Raw genomic sequence first — 17596 nt, forward strand, 5'->3', positions numbered from 1 at the left:
ATGCAGATTTCATCGAGAGAAATAGAAGTTAGATATGCGGAAACAGATCAAATGGGTGTCGTATACCATGCAAATTATCTGGTTTGGATGGAACTGGGCAGGACGCAATTGATCAAGGAGCTCGGCTTTAATTATGCTGAGATGGAGAAGGATGGCATTATCTCTCCAGTCCTCGATATCCAGGCTTCATATAAAAAACCTTTGCGGTATGGGGATACAGCCACCATCAAAACCTGGGTGGAGGAATATGATGGCATCCGTTCTGTCTATAAATATGAAGTTTTCAATAGTGAAGGAGAGCTTGCGCTTACAGGAAGTTCAAAGCATGTCTGTGTTAAAAAGGACAGTTTCCGGCCAATTTCATTGAAAAGGACGTATCCGGATTGGCATGAAGCTTATCTGGAGGCTGTGAAAAAGCCCGAGGATGAAAAGGAGCAGGTCTGAGTGGCTTTCGGGATTAAAAGGCACGAACTAGCAGAGTGGAAAGCGAAAATCCGCGAAGGAGAGATAGCTTTTCTCACTCACTATTGGATAGATGAACGTTTCCCTGGCTGCAAAACGGTAACAAAAGCAGGGTGCAGGGACATCGGGAAACTGGCAGAGTGGGGAAGGAAATACGGTCTTAGTCCTGAATGGATTGACAAAAGAAAACCTGAATACCCGCATTTCGATCTCTTTGGCATGAAACAAGAAGAGGTATTAGAAAAGGAAGGCATTATCAATCCTCTTGGTAAAAAATAAGGCAGGCGCAGATGCGCCCGCCTTTATTTCTTTTCAAATTTAAACTCAGGTTCCTGGCCGACAGGGTGAAAGTCCACAACCATATCGTGCCCGTCAAAATACCAAATGTCTTTTTCTTCAATATAATAAGTGATTCCGTTTTTTTCTGTTTTCACGCCGATATGATCGGGTTCCTCCTTCGAAACACCAAGTGAAAAACCTTTTTGGATCGAACTGAAGCCTCCATACCGTACAAAAAAGCGTAAATAGCTTCCGGCGGAAAGGTCCATTTCGTTTTCATACCAGGCTGCTGCATCGTCATTGATTGTAATCTCCATATCGTTCTCCTTCCATACCAGATGCCCCGATTATAACATAAGCAATGCCCGGTCATCATTTGCCGGGCACTGACAGGATTATTTTTTAATGTATTGAGTCATATGATGCATGATTTCGTTATATTTATTTCCTGCGTCTGCAAGACCGAATCTCCCGGCTTCCTTCAATGGGACAACCCTGTAATGGCTTTGTCTGCTGCTGGAAACGAAGGTAGGAAGGAATTCCGGATTATGCAAAGTGATTTCAGTCCCGCCAGGAGTGATACGTTTTGTAACTTCGACCGTAGCGAGGCCGCCGATATCCTTGTAATCCCACATTTGTCCTGACAGGAAATTGCCAAGAGAGTACACTACAAGACCTTGCCTGCCGTCAGCGGCGGTCAACCATTCCATTGGCTGGAGGACGTGGGGATGATGTCCAAAGATGATATCCACACCTTCGTCGATCAGGAATTGGGCAAGTTCCTTTTGTTCATCTGTGGGAAAGCGCTGGTATTCATTTCCCCAGTGAATGCTCATGACAACAACATCCGACTCCGCTCTGGCACGGCGGATTTCTGCCTTCATTGCTTCGCGGTCAATCAGGTTGACAAGATAGTCTTTGCCAATTGGAACTGGAATTCCATTAGTACCATAGGTGTAAGATAAATAAGAAATATGAATCCCGTTTTTATTCAAGATCCTTAACCTATTCTGGTCCTCAACATCCTTGAATGAACCTACATATGGCAGTCCGGCAGCTTCTAGATTTTGTGTTGAGGTCAGGACGCCTTTTTCAGAACGATCCAGTGAATGGTTATTGGCATTGGAAACAATATTTACGCCTGCGTCGATTAGTGCATCCCCAATCTCAACAGGACTATTGAACGCCGGATAGCTGGACAAACCGATTTCGATTCCGCCAAGAATGGTTTCCTGGTTGGCCAAAAGGAGATCAGGTTCTGTTAATTGCGGTTTAACATTGGTAAGCATCGGCTTAAAATCATAACCTGAATTAGTGAGTGCGTCTTGATAAACCGTGTCATGAATCAAAATGTCACCGATTGCCCCTAATTTCACGGTTTCTTCAAAACTTTTCCCGGATACATCCATACTTCGCTCCGAATGGTTTTTTTGTTCAATCACAGTCAAATTTGGCTCTTTTGCCTGCGCTTCGTGATACATCTGGAACGTGAGCGTGCCAGCTAAAATGCCCAATCCAGTAACTGCAGTCAGGCCAAAAAAAGTTTTCTTCTTTTTTCTCATATAAATCTCCCCAGTATATGATGAGGCTTCTATATTTTTTTGCCCCTAAAGATAATATAGTATAAGATTAATTTTAAATATATATGTTTTATGAGGATATTCGAAGTTTTGTCAAAATTCGTGTCTTTTACTCAGAATATGTAAGAAAAAGCATGGAAGAGAGGAAGGGTCAATTTGTTCACGATCACGGCGAGTGCCAAAAATATACTGGGAAATGCTATCCGGAAAGAAAGCAGCGATGGGGAAAAACTCTTTATCCGCCTTACGATGGGTATTGGCTGAGGAGGACCTCAGCTCAGAGTTGCTCTGGAAGAGCGGCCTTTAAATCATGATCAAATTCATTCCTTCGACGATGTCGACATCCTGATCCATGAGCGTGATGCGGTTTATTTTAATGGGACCAAGCTCGATTATATCAGGGATGTTTTTGGGATGGGGAAATTCAAGCTGCTGAAGATGTGAAAATGAGGCTCCTATTAGGAGCCTCATTTTATTCGTTATCGATTATATCCAGGAAATCCAATAATTCATCCAGGTTCTTGATTTTGATAATTTTCGGATCGCTCTGTTCGGTCATATCAGCCAGGAATTCAACTATAAAGTCATCTGGAGTCGTTACTTCAGCTGTTGAAGTAGTATAAACAAATTGGTCTGTCAGCTTCATAACATCTTCCATAAATGTCCGCCTTCTTTCCTGTGTTCTTTTCTTAATTTTATCAACAATCAGGCAGTTGGACCGGATTCAACTTTGACAATTTTTCGACTAATCGGAAAGATACCTCTATGAATGCAGGGGAAAAGAGATTTTGAAAATCGTTTTCGAACGCTCACTACTGACCCACACTACTCCGCCATGATTTTCAATTATTTGTTTGCTGATTGCCAGTCCGATACCGGTTCCCTCGGCCTTTGTTGTATAAAAAGGCGTGAAGATTTTTTCAAGGCAGGCTTCATCAATTCCGCTGCCATTATCAATGACATATATCGAGGCAAAACCTTCATCCTTTGCGACGACCATTTTGATGGCTCCATCATTCTTTCCGGTTCCTTCAACAGCCTCCATGGCATTTTTTAAAAAATTGACGAGGACTTGTTTAAGCGAATTTTCTTCTGCCATAATGAACAGTTCATCTTCCGCCAATTCAACGCTGAAGTCGATTCCCTTCAGGATTGCCTCACTTGTGAAAAGGTTTTTCATATCTTTGGCCAAATGGTTGACGGAAAGCCTTTTTTTGACATCTTGATTAGGTCTTAAAACAGATAGGAATTCAGTTAGTAAGCTGTTTGCCCGGTTGATTTCTTCGAGAGCGACATCCGCCAGTTCTTGCTTGCCTGCGGATTGAAGATCAGGCTTCAATAATTGGATAAATCCTTTGATCGTAGTTAATGGATTCCTAATTTCATGGGCTAGTCCGGCTGCCAGTCCGCTTGAAGAAATGGATTGATATTCTCTGGACATGTCATTTATTACTTCTTTCAACAGCTTAAGGGTTTGTTGCTTTTCAAGAATTTCCTGGTTGAGATTTTGAAGTTCTCTTTCCAGCTCATCCTTCTTTTTGTCCCTCATAATGGTTAACTCATCCTTTGCAGATGTCATCTTGCGAAAATCTATTGACCTGTAATCAGTGACAGAAGGAATGTCTGCGCCAACAGGCAGAATACGGAAAACATGCCTGGATGCGAAGGCAGGGTTTACTGGAGTATCAGGTTCGATTATCGAGCGAAAACTATAGGAAGCGGAAGGATTATTCATTGTCATAGAGATCCCTTCTTTTTAAAAGAATTCATTTCGTTATGCTTGTTTGAATCAATCAGGATTTGGGTAATTTCAACAGGGATATCAAATCAAATTAGACAGCTAAATTCGATATCTTTCGGATATATATGACATTTTTATTTGAATTATACCATTAATAGCACTTATTTCATTATAAAGAACAACAATATTTTTATAAAGAACATCAATGAATCTACAAAGGAGCAAGAAAATGAAAAGTGTATTCACTGAAATGCTGAATGAAAGAGGAAAATATTTAGTTGAAAAGATATATGAGGCAATCCATGAAAAACAGCCGGAACCCTTCCTGAAGCTAACAAGTAAACCGCAAACAGGAACTTATAAAGAACAGTTAGGCAATTTACTGCATTTATTGGAAGGTTTTCTCTCGGGAGAGCCTGTGGATCAGGACATTCATGATTGGGGAAGGAGGGTAAGTGAGGATAAAGTCAAGCATGGACTTTCACTTAGTCAATCTATTGAGTATTTTCATATCATCAGGGATGTGCTGTGGGATGATTTAATCAGTATTGCTGAGAAGGATGAAAAGCTTTCCAGAGGCGAGGGTTTGAAGCAGGGAAAAGTCATCAACGAATTCATTGATTATTTGATCCTTATTTTCTCTGCTTCCTATACAGGATTGGCGACTAAAAGGTTAAAAGCTCAACAAGCAGTCATCGATGAGCTCAGTACGCCTGTCATTTCAATTATTGATGGAGTGGCAGTGCTCCCAATCATTGGTGACATCGATACACATAGAGCCAGGGTCCTTAGGGAACATGCCTTATACGAAACAAATCGCCAGGAAGTTGATTGCCTGATCATGGATCTTTCAGGTGTATTCATCGTTGATACCATGGTCGCCCAGGAGCTTTTCAAGATCATCGACAGCCTGAAGCTTACTGGAGTGGAAGTGAACCTAACAGGTATGCGTCCTGAACTCGCCCATTCGGTTGTAACTCTGGGAATAACGTTCGATAATGTGAAGATGTACAATAATTTGGGGCAGGCATTGAAGGCCTTTGGAGTCGTCCGCAAATAAAAAATACCGGCAATCCCTTTAATAGGGGTAGCCGGTATTTTAATATTTAGAGCCATTTGATTTTCGGTTCTGTTTTATTGCGGATTCTCTGGATATTTGCCCTATGCCTGTATATAACGAAGGTCGCGAGGACCGCAACCACCAAGATAAGGGGCAGATCCTGGGTGAAAAGCGAGTAAATGAAAGCTCCGATTCCAGTCAGAATGGAAGAGAGAGAAACATATTTTGTTGTGTACAAACTTATGAAAAAAAAGATCAGCATGACCAAGAATAGAACCGGTACATAAGCCAGCAAAACGCCTCCTGAGGTAGCGACAGCTTTTCCGCCGCGAAAACCCGCGAATATAGGGTACATATGCCCGATTACTGCAAAAATACCAACCAGCAGTGGGTGGATGTCGTTAGCATGGAGTAGCATAGGAAGACTCGCAGCAAGGGTGCCTTTTAGCACATCAGCGATACTCACGGCCATTCCCGCTTTGACTCCTAATGTCCGGAATGTGTTAGTGCCGCCTAAATTCCCGCTTCCATGTTCGCGGATATCTTTGCCATAGAATACTTTCCCCACGATTAATCCAGAAGGAATCGATCCAATCAGATAAGCTAGAATAATGATAAATGCGTTTAATGCCATGAATTATTCTCCTTTAAAGATTTTACGGTTCTTTTATTTTACCACGTTCTCCTGAAAACTCCATGCAATTCTTGCAACAAAGGTGTCAGCCGGCTTAGTATATTTCCCAGCTGCATGCCTGCTAAGTTTATAACTTGCTTAAGAAGTGAATAAGTATACTATCAAATTTTAAGGAGCTCTGCCCGATGGTGAAATTGAAAAATATGTTAAAAAGTAAAAAGATTATATTCTTGCTGGTCATCGGGTTATTAGTTTTCCTGACAGCATACTATCATACTCATAAAGACTTGCCCCCAGGCCTTTCGTACGAAGGAGAAGTCCATAAGGCGAAGGATGTGCGCTTTTTATACGATCTCACCTATAAAGGAAAAGATGACAAAAGAAAAGTCGAACAGGAAATTTTCGATACCGTCTTGAAAAGGATTGAAGAAGCAGAGGATTTCATCGTGCTCGATATGTTCCTGTTCAATGGATACTATAACGAGGATCTTGGTTTCCCTGAAATAAGCCAGAACATCACCGATAAACTGATCAGTCAAAAGAAAAAACATCCCAATCTAAGAATTGTCTTCATTACCGATGAAATCAATTTGACATACGGCTCCCATAAATCCAAATTTTTAAAAGAATTGAGGGAGAATGACATAGAGGTTGTCTTTACCAATCTGGATCCTTTGCGTGATTCCAACCCGCTCTATTCTGCCGTTTGGAGGCTTTTTTTTCAGTGGTTCGGTCAATCAGGTGAAGGCTGGCTCCCGAATCCGATGGCAAAGAATGCTCCTGATGTAACCATCCGTTCGTATCTAGAATTGATGAACCTCAAGGCGAATCATCGGAAAGTATTCGTGACTGAAAAAACAGCGATCGTTGCATCCGCTAATCCTCATAATGAGAGTGGTTTCCATTCCAATATCGCCCTTGAGACGAGCGGAAACATCATAGGAGATATCCTGGAATCAGAACAGGCAGTAGCCGATTTTTCAGGGGGACCGAAGCTTCCTGAATATAAGCGTGAAAAGGAAACTGGACCTTTTAAAGTCCAAATCTTGACGGAAAGCAAGATTCTCAAGCATGTCCTCTCTGAATTGAAGAAAAGTGAAAAAGGTGACCAAGTTTGGATTGGAATGTTCTATCTTGCTGAAAGAACGGTGATTGACGAAATCGACAAAGCTGCCGATCGTGGCGCGAAAATAAAGATCATTCTCGATCCTAATAAAAATGCCTTTGGGAATCAAAAAGCCGGACTTCCGAACATACCGGTCTCGGCAGAAATTAAAAATCTTGGAAGTGAAAACATTGAAGTTAAATGGTACAACACGGGTAAAGAGCAGTATCATACCAAAATGATCTACTTTGATCGCAAGGACAAGGATGTGATCCTGGGTGGATCAGCTAATTTTACCAGAAGGAATCTAGTCGATCTTAATCTTGAAACCAACATGAAAATAATCGCACCTTCAGACAGTAAGATCACCAAGGATGTGGATCAATACTTTAAGCGGCTTTGGGATAACCAGTCTGCAATTTACACCGAGGATTATGAAAAAAACAAGGATAATATGACACCATTTAAATATATTATCTACTGGATTCAAAGGATATTATGGTTTACAAGCTATTAAACAACAGGACACCTCGACAGGGTGTCCTTTCTTTGTTTTGTAGTTCCTGGCTTGAAACCTGATGAATCACCATTGAAAAAAACTAATCCACCTTACATATATCTTTAATTAAAATATTATTATAGACTAAATACACTGGGGTTTTTACCCTCGACAATACATCTAGAAATAATTAGAACGGAGAGCTTCACATGAAAAATTTTCTTTCTGCCATACAGTGGATGGCGTTTATCATTGCCGGTTCCATTGTGGCGCCAATTGCGATTGCGGATGTATTTCATCTCAATGAATTACAGACGACGGGCCTGGTTCAAAGGACTATGTTTGTATTGGGGATATCAAGTCTCCTGCAGGCACTGATTGGACACCGCCTGCCGATTAATGAAGGTCCTGCGGGTTTATGGTGGGGAGTATTCACGATCTATGCCGGATTAAGTACAGCATTGTTCACTTCGAACATTGAGACCCTGCAGGCTCTGGAGGGGGCCATGATCATAAGCGGAGTGGTCTTTTTCGTGCTAAGCCTTTTCAAGCTGATTGAAAAATTGGCCAAATTGTTCACACCTGTTGTCAGTGGAATCTATCTGCTGCTGCTTGTCATCCAACTAAGCGGTTCGTTTCTTAATGGCATGATGGGGATTGGGAGAGGCAAAACCGAGGTGAACCTTCCAGTCGCCCTTTTCAGCGTGTGTTTAGTTGTTTTGACATTCTATTTAACTCGTCATCATAAAAACGTTATCAGTCAGTATGCAATATTGATCAGTTTGGGTGCAGGGTGGCTGTTATATTCATTACTTGGCCTTGGAGAAGCGTTTCATCGTTATAAAGGACCTGTATTTGCCTTCCCGGATATTCTGGCTTTCGGCATGCCTGTTTTTGATTCAGGGCTGATGGTAACGTCTGTTTTCATCACCTTCTTGCTGATTACCAATATGCTCGCGAGTATAAGGGTAACAGGACAAGTCCTGAATGATCTCGGCGCTGGTCATAGTGAATACCGTTACCGTGCCAGCGGATATACTGCGGGAATCAATCAGATGCTTGGAGGGATATTTTCGGCCATTGGATCTGTGCCGATCTCAGGAGCAGCCGGGTTTATCGCAACGACCGGGATCACAAAGCTTTTGCCATTCATTATAAGTTCTTTGTTGATAATCGGAGCGAGCATGCTGCCCCAAGTCATGTCTGTATTTGCCGCACTTCCCGCACCAGTCGGCTATTCTGTCACATTTGTCATTTTTGCCAATATGATTGGCATTGCCTTCACCGAATTCGACCGTGAAGATGACAAACATAGAATTCGAGTAGTCATTGGCACCTCCCTGTTTGCAGGTGTCGGAGCCATGTTTGTCCCTGCAGCAGCTTTCAGCAGCGTCCCGCCGGTGCTGGTTTCAATCCTCAATAACGGATTGATACTTGGTACCTTGATTGCTGTAGTAACTGACCAATTCACCTCAGCCAGGAAAAGGAAAATGGAGACTTTTAAAGAGGCTTCATAGGTATACAGTTCTTCAGTTTAGTAGTTAAAATAATTCTTTTTGAGGGTAGGATAAAAATAAAGAAACTAAACATTGGAGTGATGGAAAATGGAAATGAAGTATCCAAGCCGTGAGGAAATCGGCAAGATTTTAAAAAAGTCAAAAAGGATCGCCGTTGTAGGCTTAAGTGACAACCCGCAGAGAACTTCATACATGGTATCCAAGGCTATGCAGGATGCAGGCTATGAAATCATCCCGGTGAACCCTGCTGTTGAAGAGGTTCTTGGTGTCAAAGCCGTTAAGTCACTAAAGGAAATCGAAGGACATGTAGATATAGTCAATGTCTTCCGCAGATCTGAACACTTGATGGGAGTCGCCGAGGAATTCGCGGAGATCGATGCGGATATCTACTGGGCACAACTCGGCCTTGAAAATGAAGAAGCCTACCGTTTTTTGAAGGAAAAAGGCTACACAGTGATCATGGACCGGTGCATAAAGGTAGAGCATGCGTTAACCAAATAAAATGATGGCGTGAGGATGAGACTGTTTCCTCACGCTTTAATGTAATGTCTGAACTTGGATTAACTTCGGACAAAATCTAGTGGAATGGCCGTTGATTTGTCTGAACCAGGGACAACTTCGGACAAAATCAGGAGAAATTGCCGTTGATTTGTCTGAACCAGTATCAACTTCAGCTAAATTTCACAAGGTAGTCTTTGTTTTTAAAAGTACATATGTTTTGCAAGGCGGGATAATAGATGGATTTTTTAGACAATCAGCTGGCTCAGGAGATTGTTGACCGGACGATGGGGATCATCGGGAAAAATATCAATGTGATGGATCATCGTGGTGTCATCATTGGGTCAGGGGACCAGAACCGTATCGATGATATACATGAAGGTGCTCTCAATGTCATCAAAAATGGATCAGGCTATGAAATTACCGAAAAAGAAGCGCAAAATCTCCATGGGGTGAAGGCAGGCGTCAACCTTCCCATTTACTTCGACGGAGGAATTGTCGGTGTTATCGGGATCACGGGTCCTCCAGAGGAAATCAGAAGTTTTAGTGAACTTGTTCGGATGGCGGCGGAGCTGAGTTTTCAGCAAGCCGTGCTAATGAACGAAATCCAATGGGACGAGAGGCTGAAGGAAGAACTTGTCAGTCAAATCATTCATTATGAGGGGGAGATGGACACGCTTTTCCTTGAAAGGGCCATGCGTTTGGGGATAGATCTGGATTTGCCAAGGGCTGCGATGGTCATATTGACACATGACAGGAAGAAAACCTTCGCATTCCTCAAGAGCCGGCTTGATAATGATGATCTCTTGCTGATGCAGCATGACAAGATTGTGATTTTAAAAAGGATGCCTCACACCCAAACTGCCAATCCGCTTAAAAAGCTGGCAGAAGGATGGGTCGGCGTTTATAAATCATGTTATGATGTGTACATAAAAATAGGGATCGGACAATACCACCCTGGACTGAAAGGGTTGGCCAAGTCATATCAACAGGCTGATCATACCTTGAAAGCTGGTCTGAAATTAGCGTTTGACAATGATATTTTCGTCTATGAAGATTATTATCTTCCAGTGTTTCTGCTTACTGCTTCAAATATGGGCCTGACTGATGGTTTAGTGCCTTATTATTCAACGTTAAAAGCCAGGGATTCTAAAGGGGAATTGACTGAGTCTTTAAGAGCGTTGATCGATACGAATGGTGACATGAACAATGCAGCCAAACAGCTTTTTATCCATAGGAACACGCTTAGGTACAGGTTAGACAAAATAACTGAAATTACGGGCATGGATCCCCGGAAAACAACAGATTTGCTCCATCTTTACTTGTCTTTTCTCAATAATGAACTTGCAGGATTGTGCAAATGCACGAAAGATCTGTATTAATACAGGTCTTTTTTTGATGATTTGACCAATGAATTAGATTTAGATAGCGCTTACAATTGATGTAATCAATGATTTAAGGAGGAACACATCTTGGATATTCAAGTAAGCGCTTTCGGCGCAATAGTAGCCCTTATCGTAGCTATATTCTTAATCCTAAAGAAAGTTTCACCTGCATACGGAATGATCGCTGGCGCATTGATTGGCGGTCTAGTTGGCGGAGTCGATGTAACAAATACGGTGACCTTGATGATGGAAGGTGCCAAAGGAATTATTCCAGCAGTATTGCGCATCCTGGCTGCAGGTGTGCTGGCTGGGGTCTTGATTGAATCAGGCGCCGCAGCGGTCATTGCGGAGACGATTGTTAAAAAAGTCGGGGAAACTCGTGCATTGCTAGCATTGGCGATTGCAACGATGATCCTTACGACAGTTGGTGTATTCATTGATGTGGCTGTCATCACGGTCGCGCCAATCGCACTGGCAATTGCCAGCAGAGCAGGCATCTCAAAAACAGCGATTTTGCTTGCGATGATTGGCGGGGGTAAAGCCGGCAACATCATGTCACCAAATCCCAATGCTATCGCAGCAGCTGATGCCTTCGGTGTGCCATTGACTTCAATCATGGCAGCAGGAATCATCCCGGCGGCATTTGGACTTACAGTAACGTATATCTTAGCGAAAAAACTAGTTCATAAAGGTTCGAGCGTTTCAGCAGAGGAGAGCGAAACGAAAATTAATGGGGAGCTCCCGCTTGTTGTGCCAGCGATTGTCGCTCCATTAGTGACGATTATTCTGCTTGCCCTTCGACCATTGTTTGATATAAACATCGATCCAATGATAGCCTTGCCAGCCGGCGGAATTGCGGGGGCATTGGCAATGGGAAGGGTCAGGCATATTAATGAATATGCTGTATCAGGCCTTGGGAAAATGTCCGGTGTAGCTATCATGCTTCTTGGTACAGGTACTTTGGCTGGGATCATTGCAAATTCAGGCCTAAAGGATGTTCTCATCAATAGTCTGGATGCACTCGGACTTCCTGCCTTCGTTCTTGCACCTGTATCCGGTATCTTCATGTCTGCTGCAACGGCGTCAACTACTGCCGGTACAGCCGTTGCATCACAAGTGTTCGGAACTACCATATTGGAGATGGGCGTAACTGCATTTGCGGGTGCTGCGATGGTGCATGCAGGTGCAACTGTGCTTGACCACCTCCCGCACGGAAGCTTCTTTCACGCAACTGGCGGAAGTGTCAATATGGAGATCAAAGAACGTTTGAAATTGATTCCGTATGAAACAGCTGTAGGTTTGATACTTGCCATTGTATCAACCCTGATTTTTGGAATCTTTAAGTTCTTTGGATAATTTTTGTTTAAATCTCTTCAGGAACATTTTATAAAGAAACATAAGTGGTCTGGATTAACGAATAATCCAGGCCCTTCCTTACACACTACTCCGTTAGTTAATGAGAGGAGAAATAGAGTATGAAAATCGTAATTGCTCCAGATTCTTTCAAGGAAAGTCTGACCGCACTTGAAGCAGCTACTGCAATCGAGGCAGGCATGAAAAAAATTCTTCCGGAAGCAATCTTTGTAAAGATTCCGATGGCGGATGGCGGTGAAGGCACTGTCCAGTCCCTAGTTGATGCAACTCAGGGGAGGGTCATATCAAAAACAGTAACAGGCCCGCTTGGCGAGCCAGTTGAGGCATTTTTCGGCCTGTCGGGTGATGAAAAGACGGCGATCATCGAGATGGCTGCAGCTTCAGGACTTCATCTTGTACCAAGGGAGAAGCGCAATCCGCTCGTCACCACTACGCGCGGCACTGGAGAATTAATTGCTGCTGCTCTTGACTTTGGTGTGAAGAAAATCATCATCGGGATTGGCGGAAGTGCTACGAATGATGGGGGAGCAGGAATGGCGAGAGCACTGGGAATCCAGTTCCTAAATGCTGATGGAAATGAGATAGGCGAGGGCGGTGGATCACTTGGTGAATTGGCTTTCATCGATATGGCGCACGCAGACAACCGCTTAGCCAGGGTAAAAATCGAGGTAGCCTGTGATGTGGATAATCCCCTAACAGGCCTTAAAGGCGCATCCCGCATTTTCGGTCCGCAAAAAGGCGCAACAGCCGAAATGATTGAAACGCTGGACAACAATCTTCATCACTACGCAGAAATGATTCGCAAAGATCTTGGTAAAGATATCGAACAGGTTTCAGGGGCTGGAGCTGCAGGAGGACTAGGCGGCGGTCTGCTGGCATTTCTGTCAGCTGAGTTGAAAAGAGGCGTTGAGATTGTAATTGAAGCAACAAGGCTTGAAGAGCTGCTGTTAGATGCTGATTTTGTCATTACCGGAGAAGGGAAAATCGATGGTCAAACAATTTTTGGCAAAACACCAATCGGGGTAGCGAAGACAGCAAAACGGCACAGCATACCTGTAATCGCAATCGCTGGCCATGTCGCACAGGACAGTGAGATTGTCCACGAACATGGAATTGACGTTTTATTCAGCGTGGTACCAGGTGCAATCACTCTTGATGATGCCTTAGAAAATGCCAGTACGTATGTAAGGAATACTGCTGCGAATATAGCGTCTTTGATCAAGTTAAGCAAGTGAAAAATAAAACCGCGATGCTGGAAGTCGGCAGCACGCGGTTTTTTGATGTTTAAAATAGGTGGAATTCGAATAAATATAAACAAGGAATCTGCAAAAACTAAAAAAACACCTTTTAAGGTGTAATACTGTGAATGTATTTGAAATTGGAATATGTAAATAGTAAAATAGATGTTGATGCAGTGCTGAATTGTTCCTAAACATAATAATTTCTATTATAACAATAACACAAAAGAACTGAACTGTCAAGTTAAGAGCATTGAGTTGGGGAGTGAAATACATGGATGAAAATCAGCTTAAGAATTTAAAAACGGAACAGGAACGTGTTTATTCCATTATCGAGGAAATCGACAGGAAGGCCGCGAAATGGAAAGCGAGCTCAAGTGACGTCGGTTCAGATGCCCTTCAGCTCAGGAAGACCTTTTGGGAGGATGTCACCGTTAACTTTGATGAAGCTGATGACGTAGCGGAAACCTTTACGAGCATCAAACAGCAGGCTGCACTTTTATCAGAGCGTGAACGTACACAGTCGCAAATGGTGAAACAACTTAAGACCCTTTCTCAACTAAGGTTCTCCCCTTATTTCGGCAGAGTGGATTTTAAAGAAGTCGGTGAAAGCGAAGCTGAGAAAATCTACCTGGGAATTGCCTCGTTAATGGACGAGCAGGAAGAAAATTTCCTGGTATATGATTGGAGAGCGCCGATCTCAGGTCTTTATTATGACTACTCTCCTGGTCCAGCCCAATACGAGACTGAAACAGAGACCATCAAGGGGGAGATGGAGCTTAAGCGCCAATTTGTCATTAAAGGCGGAAAAATCAAGGCGATGTTCGAAACCGGGGTTACCATTGGGGATGAAATGCTTCAGGAAGTTCTCGGAAATAATGCTGACACTCAAATGAAAACCATTGTAGCGACCATTCAGAAAGAACAAAATCAGATCATCCGCAATGATTCGAGCAGCCTCGTCGTTGTGCAAGGAGTAGCAGGAAGCGGCAAAACGTCTGCAGCGATGCAGCGGATAGCATATTTGCTTTACAGGTACAGGAACATCATCTCATCAGAGAATATCATGTTGTTTTCTCCTAATCCGCTTTTCAATAGCTATGTAGCGACGGTCTTGCCTGAACTCGGGGAAGAAAACATGCAGCAGGCCACCTTCCAGGAGTATCTCCTGTCACGGTTCGGTGCTGAATACGAGTTGGAAGATCCGTTTGAACAGATGGAGTACCTGCTTGCTGCAGAAAAGGATGAGAGCCGCCAAGAAAGGGTTGAAGGTATCCGCTTCAAAGCCAGCCTGGAATTTAAAGGTTTACTGGATCGGTATGCTGAGAGGTTATCCAGGGATACACTTGTCTTTAGAAACCTGACGTTAAAGAAACGAATGATCATATCGAAGCATGAAATTGCTCATTACTATGATTCACTCGAAAAGAACATTTCCATTCCGAACAGGATTCAGATGGTTAAGGAATGGCTGCTCAAGGAACTGAAGAAAAAAGCAAAAGCGGAACAATCTCAGGAGTGGGTAGAAAAAGAAATACAATTTCTTGATAAAGAGGATTATCTTGAGTCATATAAACAAAGCCAGAAAAAGCAGGGCGAAGCGGATGATACTTTCCACGACTATGAACGCGAAGAAAAATGGCTATCTGAACTGGTTGTAAAAAGACGATTCAAGCCATTGTTCAATCTGGTGAAAAAATTGAAATTCATAAATAACAAGGCTATTTTTATCAACTTTTTCAAGGATGTCAGTATCCAGGCAGAAACAACGCCTGCTAACTGGTCTTCCATCTGTGACCAGACTGTCAGTTCTTTGGAAAGGAAGTCTATCCGTTATGAGGATGCAACGCCGTTTCTATACCTTCAAGATTTGATCGAAGGCAGGAAGTCGAACACGTCGATTCGCCATGTCTTCATCGATGAGGCACAGGACTATACTCCATTCCAGTTTGCATATATCAAAATGCTGTTCCCTTACAGCAAGATGACTCTGCTTGGGGATATAAACCAGGCCATTTACTCTGGGCCGACCGGGGCACCCACGATTTTTGCCGAAGCAGCGCTTGACTTCGGTGAAAAAGAAACTTATAAGCTTACAAAAACTTACAGGTCAACAAGGCAAATCGTGGAATTCACCCGGGAGCTGATTAAAGGAGGCAACTTGATCGAGCCTTTCAATCGTAATGGTCCCAAGCCTGGAATCGTAAATTCCTGTGAACAAATTGAACATATCAGAACAACAATCGAACTGATTGCAGACCTAAAGGAAAAAGGCCATAAAAACATTGCGATCATCTGTAAAACAGCAGCGGAAAGCAAAGATGCTTTTGAGTCTATCAGGGAATCACATGATGCAAGACTGATTGAAAAAGGGACATTGACCTTTGAAAATGGTATCAATGTCGTACCAACATATTTGGCAAAAGGGATAGAGTTTGATGCCGTAATCATTTTCGATTCATCATCCTACACAAGAGATGAGGAAAGGAAATTGTTATATACAGCTTGTACGAGGGCTATGCATGAACTTTATATTCTTTCCAGAGGAGAATTCAGCCCGCTTTTAACTGAGGTTGATGAGCAGCTATATCAAGCCATTTAAAAAGGCTGTTAACGGCCATTGTGTATGTCGGTACTAAGTTGGCAAGCTCTTTTCTCAAAATAGTCGTGAATTGTGTGAACAATCTTAGCTAAATCAATCCTATTTTGTAGCCAATAGCAACAAAGTTTGAGAAAAGAGCCTTTAAAAACAAGCCGCCAACATTTTGGCGGCTTGTTTCCTGTATTCATTTACGCCAGTTGAAGATGGATTTTTGCAATTTTCTTCTGGCAGGCTGTTCTTTATTCGCCTCCTGCAAGGCAGAATTCACATCGATCAAGCCATTTCCGTATTCAATGTCTTTTCCCTGGTCACCAAGATCGATTGCGGAACTTTTAATGATGTTGATGACTTGGGAACTTTTCAAGTCTGGATTTGCTGATTTAATCAAGGCAGCCAGACCCGCGACATGGGGAGCGGCCATGGATGTCCCTGAGAGGGCTGCATATTGTGAATTGAAAAAGGTACTTGGTATATTGACGCCAGGAGCAGCGATGTCTATATAATCCCCATAGTTTGAAAAGTTTGCTCTGTTGCCGTTATAATCAACGGCCGCCACACTCAATACCTCTGGGTAAGCCGAAGGGTAAGTAGGCTGATTGGATCCGTCATTACCTGCCGCGGATACCATGACGACATTTTTGTCATAAGCATAACGGACTGCTTCTTCCAGGACCTTCGATGGCTGGTAGTTGCCAAGGCTCATATTGATGACATCCGCACCATGGTCGACGGCCCAGACGATTCCTTTTGCGATATCGAAAGTGGTACCATAGCCTTTGGCGCCCATCGCTTTGACAGGCATGATTTTGCTGAACCAGGTCATACCGGCAACGCCTTCGCGGTTGTTTGTTTCCGATGCGATGATTCCTGCAACATGTGTTCCGTGGCCATTGTCATCGTCCGGCTCCCGTTTTTCATCGATCACATTATAGCCTGGTACAATCCTGTTCTTTAACTCGGGATGATCCAGGTCAACACCTGTATCAACAATGGCTATTTCAATTTGTTCCTTTCCTTTTGTAATGTTCCAGCCTTCCTCCGTTCCGATCGCAGGCAAATTCCATTGATAATTCTCCTGGTAAAGTAAATCATTCGGCGCTGTAACTTCGTTTTGCATCAAGATAAAATTCGGCTCGGCATACTCAACATTTTGCCTCTGGTTAAAATATTCAATCATTTGCGGTGTTTCCATGAAAGTGGACCTAAAGACATAGACGGAATTCAGGTGTTTCATGACCCAGCCCTTGATGTCGCGGGTAATTTCATCTATTTCTTCAGCACTTGGCTCTGTAATGAAATCAACAGCGGCCTCATGGTCATAATAATGGCTTTTATCTTTCTTGTTATGGAAAATAAGTGTGATTTCTTCCTGGGCATCGAGCTGTCGTTTGATTTTCTCGCCCATATCAACATTATTGATGTTTGCCATCGAATGCATCTTCATGATTCGCGGCCCGGTAGATTGAGTTTTCGGACCTTCCCGATTGCTGGGAACAGTTTCATTCCTGAACACTCCGGCTGCAGTAAGGGCAAGAACGAGGATTAATGATGCCCCAAGGAAGAAAACCTTCGTGCTTTTCATAATAAAAGCCCTCCAAAAAAAGAATTTGTTCTTATATTGC

At 43.0% G+C, this 17596-nt stretch carries 16 protein-coding genes; 10 read left to right on the forward strand and 6 right to left on the reverse strand.

The window, feature by feature from the left end:
- Together ACNAZ4_RS04620 and ACNAZ4_RS04625 are read left to right on the forward strand one after the other, a co-directional pair.
- A complete protein-coding gene (locus tag ACNAZ4_RS04620; protein ID WP_415813030.1) occupies positions 1-444 on the forward strand; it encodes an acyl-CoA thioesterase in 444 nt (147 codons plus the stop codon).
- On the forward strand, positions 445-741 hold the full coding sequence (locus tag ACNAZ4_RS04625; protein WP_415813031.1) for a hypothetical protein: 297 nt from the start codon (positions 445-447) through the stop codon (positions 739-741). It begins immediately after the preceding gene.
- 23 nt (positions 742-764) lie between these two features.
- Here the strand turns inward: ACNAZ4_RS04625 and ACNAZ4_RS04630 are convergent, their stop codons facing one another.
- The 4 genes from ACNAZ4_RS04630 to ACNAZ4_RS04645 form a co-directional block, all read right to left on the reverse strand.
- The gene (locus ACNAZ4_RS04630; RefSeq protein ID WP_415813033.1) at positions 765-1058 is read right to left on the reverse strand and encodes a HesB/YadR/YfhF family protein; all 294 of its coding nucleotides are present in this window, start codon (positions 1056-1058) and stop codon (positions 765-767) included.
- A 78-nt stretch (positions 1059-1136) separates the two neighbouring features.
- Positions 1137-2303, reverse strand: a complete 1167-nt coding sequence (locus tag ACNAZ4_RS04635; RefSeq protein WP_415813034.1) for a CapA family protein — start codon at positions 2301-2303, stop codon at positions 1137-1139.
- 490 nt (positions 2304-2793) lie between these two features.
- Complete coding sequence (locus tag ACNAZ4_RS04640; protein WP_415813035.1) at positions 2794-2979, reverse strand: hypothetical protein; 186 nt, start codon at positions 2977-2979, stop codon at positions 2794-2796.
- Between the two features lie 105 nt (positions 2980-3084).
- Positions 3085-4062: a two-component system sensor histidine kinase NtrB gene (locus ACNAZ4_RS04645; protein ID WP_415813036.1), complete on the reverse strand. Its 978-nt coding sequence runs from the start codon at positions 4060-4062 to the stop codon at positions 3085-3087.
- 229 nt (positions 4063-4291) lie between these two features.
- Between ACNAZ4_RS04645 and ACNAZ4_RS04650 the strand changes: the two genes are divergently transcribed.
- Positions 4292-5122 carry an STAS domain-containing protein gene (locus ACNAZ4_RS04650; RefSeq protein WP_415813037.1) on the forward strand — a complete coding sequence of 277 codons (831 nt, stop codon included), beginning with the start codon at positions 4292-4294 and terminating at the stop codon, positions 5120-5122.
- Positions 5123-5168: 46 nt separating this feature from the next.
- On the opposite strand, the gene plsY is transcribed toward ACNAZ4_RS04650, so the two are convergent.
- Positions 5169-5756, reverse strand: a complete 588-nt coding sequence (gene plsY, locus ACNAZ4_RS04655; protein WP_415813038.1) for a glycerol-3-phosphate 1-O-acyltransferase PlsY — start codon at positions 5754-5756, stop codon at positions 5169-5171.
- Positions 5757-5941: 185 nt separating this feature from the next.
- Between plsY and ACNAZ4_RS04660 the strand changes: the two genes are divergently transcribed.
- From ACNAZ4_RS04660 to helD, 7 genes are all read left to right on the forward strand, one after another.
- On the forward strand, positions 5942-7378 hold the full coding sequence (locus ACNAZ4_RS04660; protein ID WP_415813039.1) for a phospholipase D family protein: 1437 nt from the start codon (positions 5942-5944) through the stop codon (positions 7376-7378).
- Between the two features lie 191 nt (positions 7379-7569).
- The gene (locus ACNAZ4_RS04665) at positions 7570-8877 is read left to right on the forward strand and encodes a purine/pyrimidine permease (protein WP_415813040.1); all 1308 of its coding nucleotides are present in this window, start codon (positions 7570-7572) and stop codon (positions 8875-8877) included.
- Between the two features lie 87 nt (positions 8878-8964).
- Positions 8965-9378 (forward strand): CoA-binding protein, encoded by a 414-nt coding sequence (locus ACNAZ4_RS04670; RefSeq protein ID WP_415813041.1) that lies wholly within the window; start codon positions 8965-8967, stop codon positions 9376-9378.
- 236 nt (positions 9379-9614) lie between these two features.
- Positions 9615-10757: a sugar diacid recognition domain-containing protein gene (locus ACNAZ4_RS04675; protein ID WP_415813042.1), complete on the forward strand. Its 1143-nt coding sequence runs from the start codon at positions 9615-9617 to the stop codon at positions 10755-10757.
- A 90-nt stretch (positions 10758-10847) separates the two neighbouring features.
- Positions 10848-12116 carry a GntP family permease gene (locus ACNAZ4_RS04680; RefSeq protein WP_415813043.1) on the forward strand — a complete coding sequence of 423 codons (1269 nt, stop codon included), beginning with the start codon at positions 10848-10850 and terminating at the stop codon, positions 12114-12116.
- Positions 12117-12235: 119 nt separating this feature from the next.
- On the forward strand, positions 12236-13369 hold the full coding sequence (locus tag ACNAZ4_RS04685) for a glycerate kinase (RefSeq protein WP_415813044.1): 1134 nt from the start codon (positions 12236-12238) through the stop codon (positions 13367-13369).
- Between the two features lie 277 nt (positions 13370-13646).
- Positions 13647-15974, forward strand: coding sequence for an RNA polymerase recycling motor HelD (gene helD, locus ACNAZ4_RS04690; protein ID WP_415813045.1), 2328 nt, complete (start codon positions 13647-13649; stop codon positions 15972-15974).
- Between the two features lie 184 nt (positions 15975-16158).
- Here helD and ACNAZ4_RS04695 read toward each other — a convergent pair whose 3' ends face one another.
- Positions 16159-17556 carry a S8 family peptidase gene (locus tag ACNAZ4_RS04695; RefSeq protein ID WP_415813046.1) on the reverse strand — a complete coding sequence of 466 codons (1398 nt, stop codon included), beginning with the start codon at positions 17554-17556 and terminating at the stop codon, positions 16159-16161.
- Positions 17557-17596: the final 40 nt, after the last annotated feature.

Source organism: Mesobacillus thioparans, from assembly GCF_965138835.1.
GTDB lineage: Bacteria > Bacillota > Bacilli > Bacillales > Cytobacillaceae > Mesobacillus > Mesobacillus thioparans.

What these genes read in the sequence shown, in the direction of transcription:
- ACNAZ4_RS04620 (WP_415813030.1), top strand. Translation starts at nt 1, where the DNA reads ATGCAGATTTCATCGAGAGAAATAGAAGTTAGATATGCGGAAACAGAT.
- ACNAZ4_RS04630 (WP_415813033.1), bottom strand. Translation starts at nt 1,058, where the DNA reads ATGGAGATTACAATCAATGACGATGCAGCAGCCTGGTATGAAAACGAA.
- ACNAZ4_RS04635 (WP_415813034.1), bottom strand. Translation starts at nt 2,303, where the DNA reads ATGAGAAAAAAGAAGAAAACTTTTTTTGGCCTGACTGCAGTTACTGGA.
- ACNAZ4_RS04640 (WP_415813035.1), bottom strand. Translation starts at nt 2,979, where the DNA reads ATGGAAGATGTTATGAAGCTGACAGACCAATTTGTTTATACTACTTCA.
- ACNAZ4_RS04645 (WP_415813036.1), bottom strand. Translation starts at nt 4,062, where the DNA reads ATGACAATGAATAATCCTTCCGCTTCCTATAGTTTTCGCTCGATAATC.
- ACNAZ4_RS04650 (WP_415813037.1), top strand. Translation starts at nt 4,292, where the DNA reads ATGAAAAGTGTATTCACTGAAATGCTGAATGAAAGAGGAAAATATTTA.
- plsY (WP_415813038.1), bottom strand. Translation starts at nt 5,756, where the DNA reads ATGGCATTAAACGCATTTATCATTATTCTAGCTTATCTGATTGGATCG.
- ACNAZ4_RS04660 (WP_415813039.1), top strand. Translation starts at nt 5,942, where the DNA reads ATGGTGAAATTGAAAAATATGTTAAAAAGTAAAAAGATTATATTCTTG.
- ACNAZ4_RS04665 (WP_415813040.1), top strand. Translation starts at nt 7,570, where the DNA reads ATGAAAAATTTTCTTTCTGCCATACAGTGGATGGCGTTTATCATTGCC.
- ACNAZ4_RS04670 (WP_415813041.1), top strand. Translation starts at nt 8,965, where the DNA reads ATGGAAATGAAGTATCCAAGCCGTGAGGAAATCGGCAAGATTTTAAAA.
- ACNAZ4_RS04675 (WP_415813042.1), top strand. Translation starts at nt 9,615, where the DNA reads ATGGATTTTTTAGACAATCAGCTGGCTCAGGAGATTGTTGACCGGACG.
- ACNAZ4_RS04685 (WP_415813044.1), top strand. Translation starts at nt 12,236, where the DNA reads ATGAAAATCGTAATTGCTCCAGATTCTTTCAAGGAAAGTCTGACCGCA.
- helD (WP_415813045.1), top strand. Translation starts at nt 13,647, where the DNA reads ATGGATGAAAATCAGCTTAAGAATTTAAAAACGGAACAGGAACGTGTT.
- ACNAZ4_RS04695 (WP_415813046.1), bottom strand. Translation starts at nt 17,556, where the DNA reads ATGAAAAGCACGAAGGTTTTCTTCCTTGGGGCATCATTAATCCTCGTT.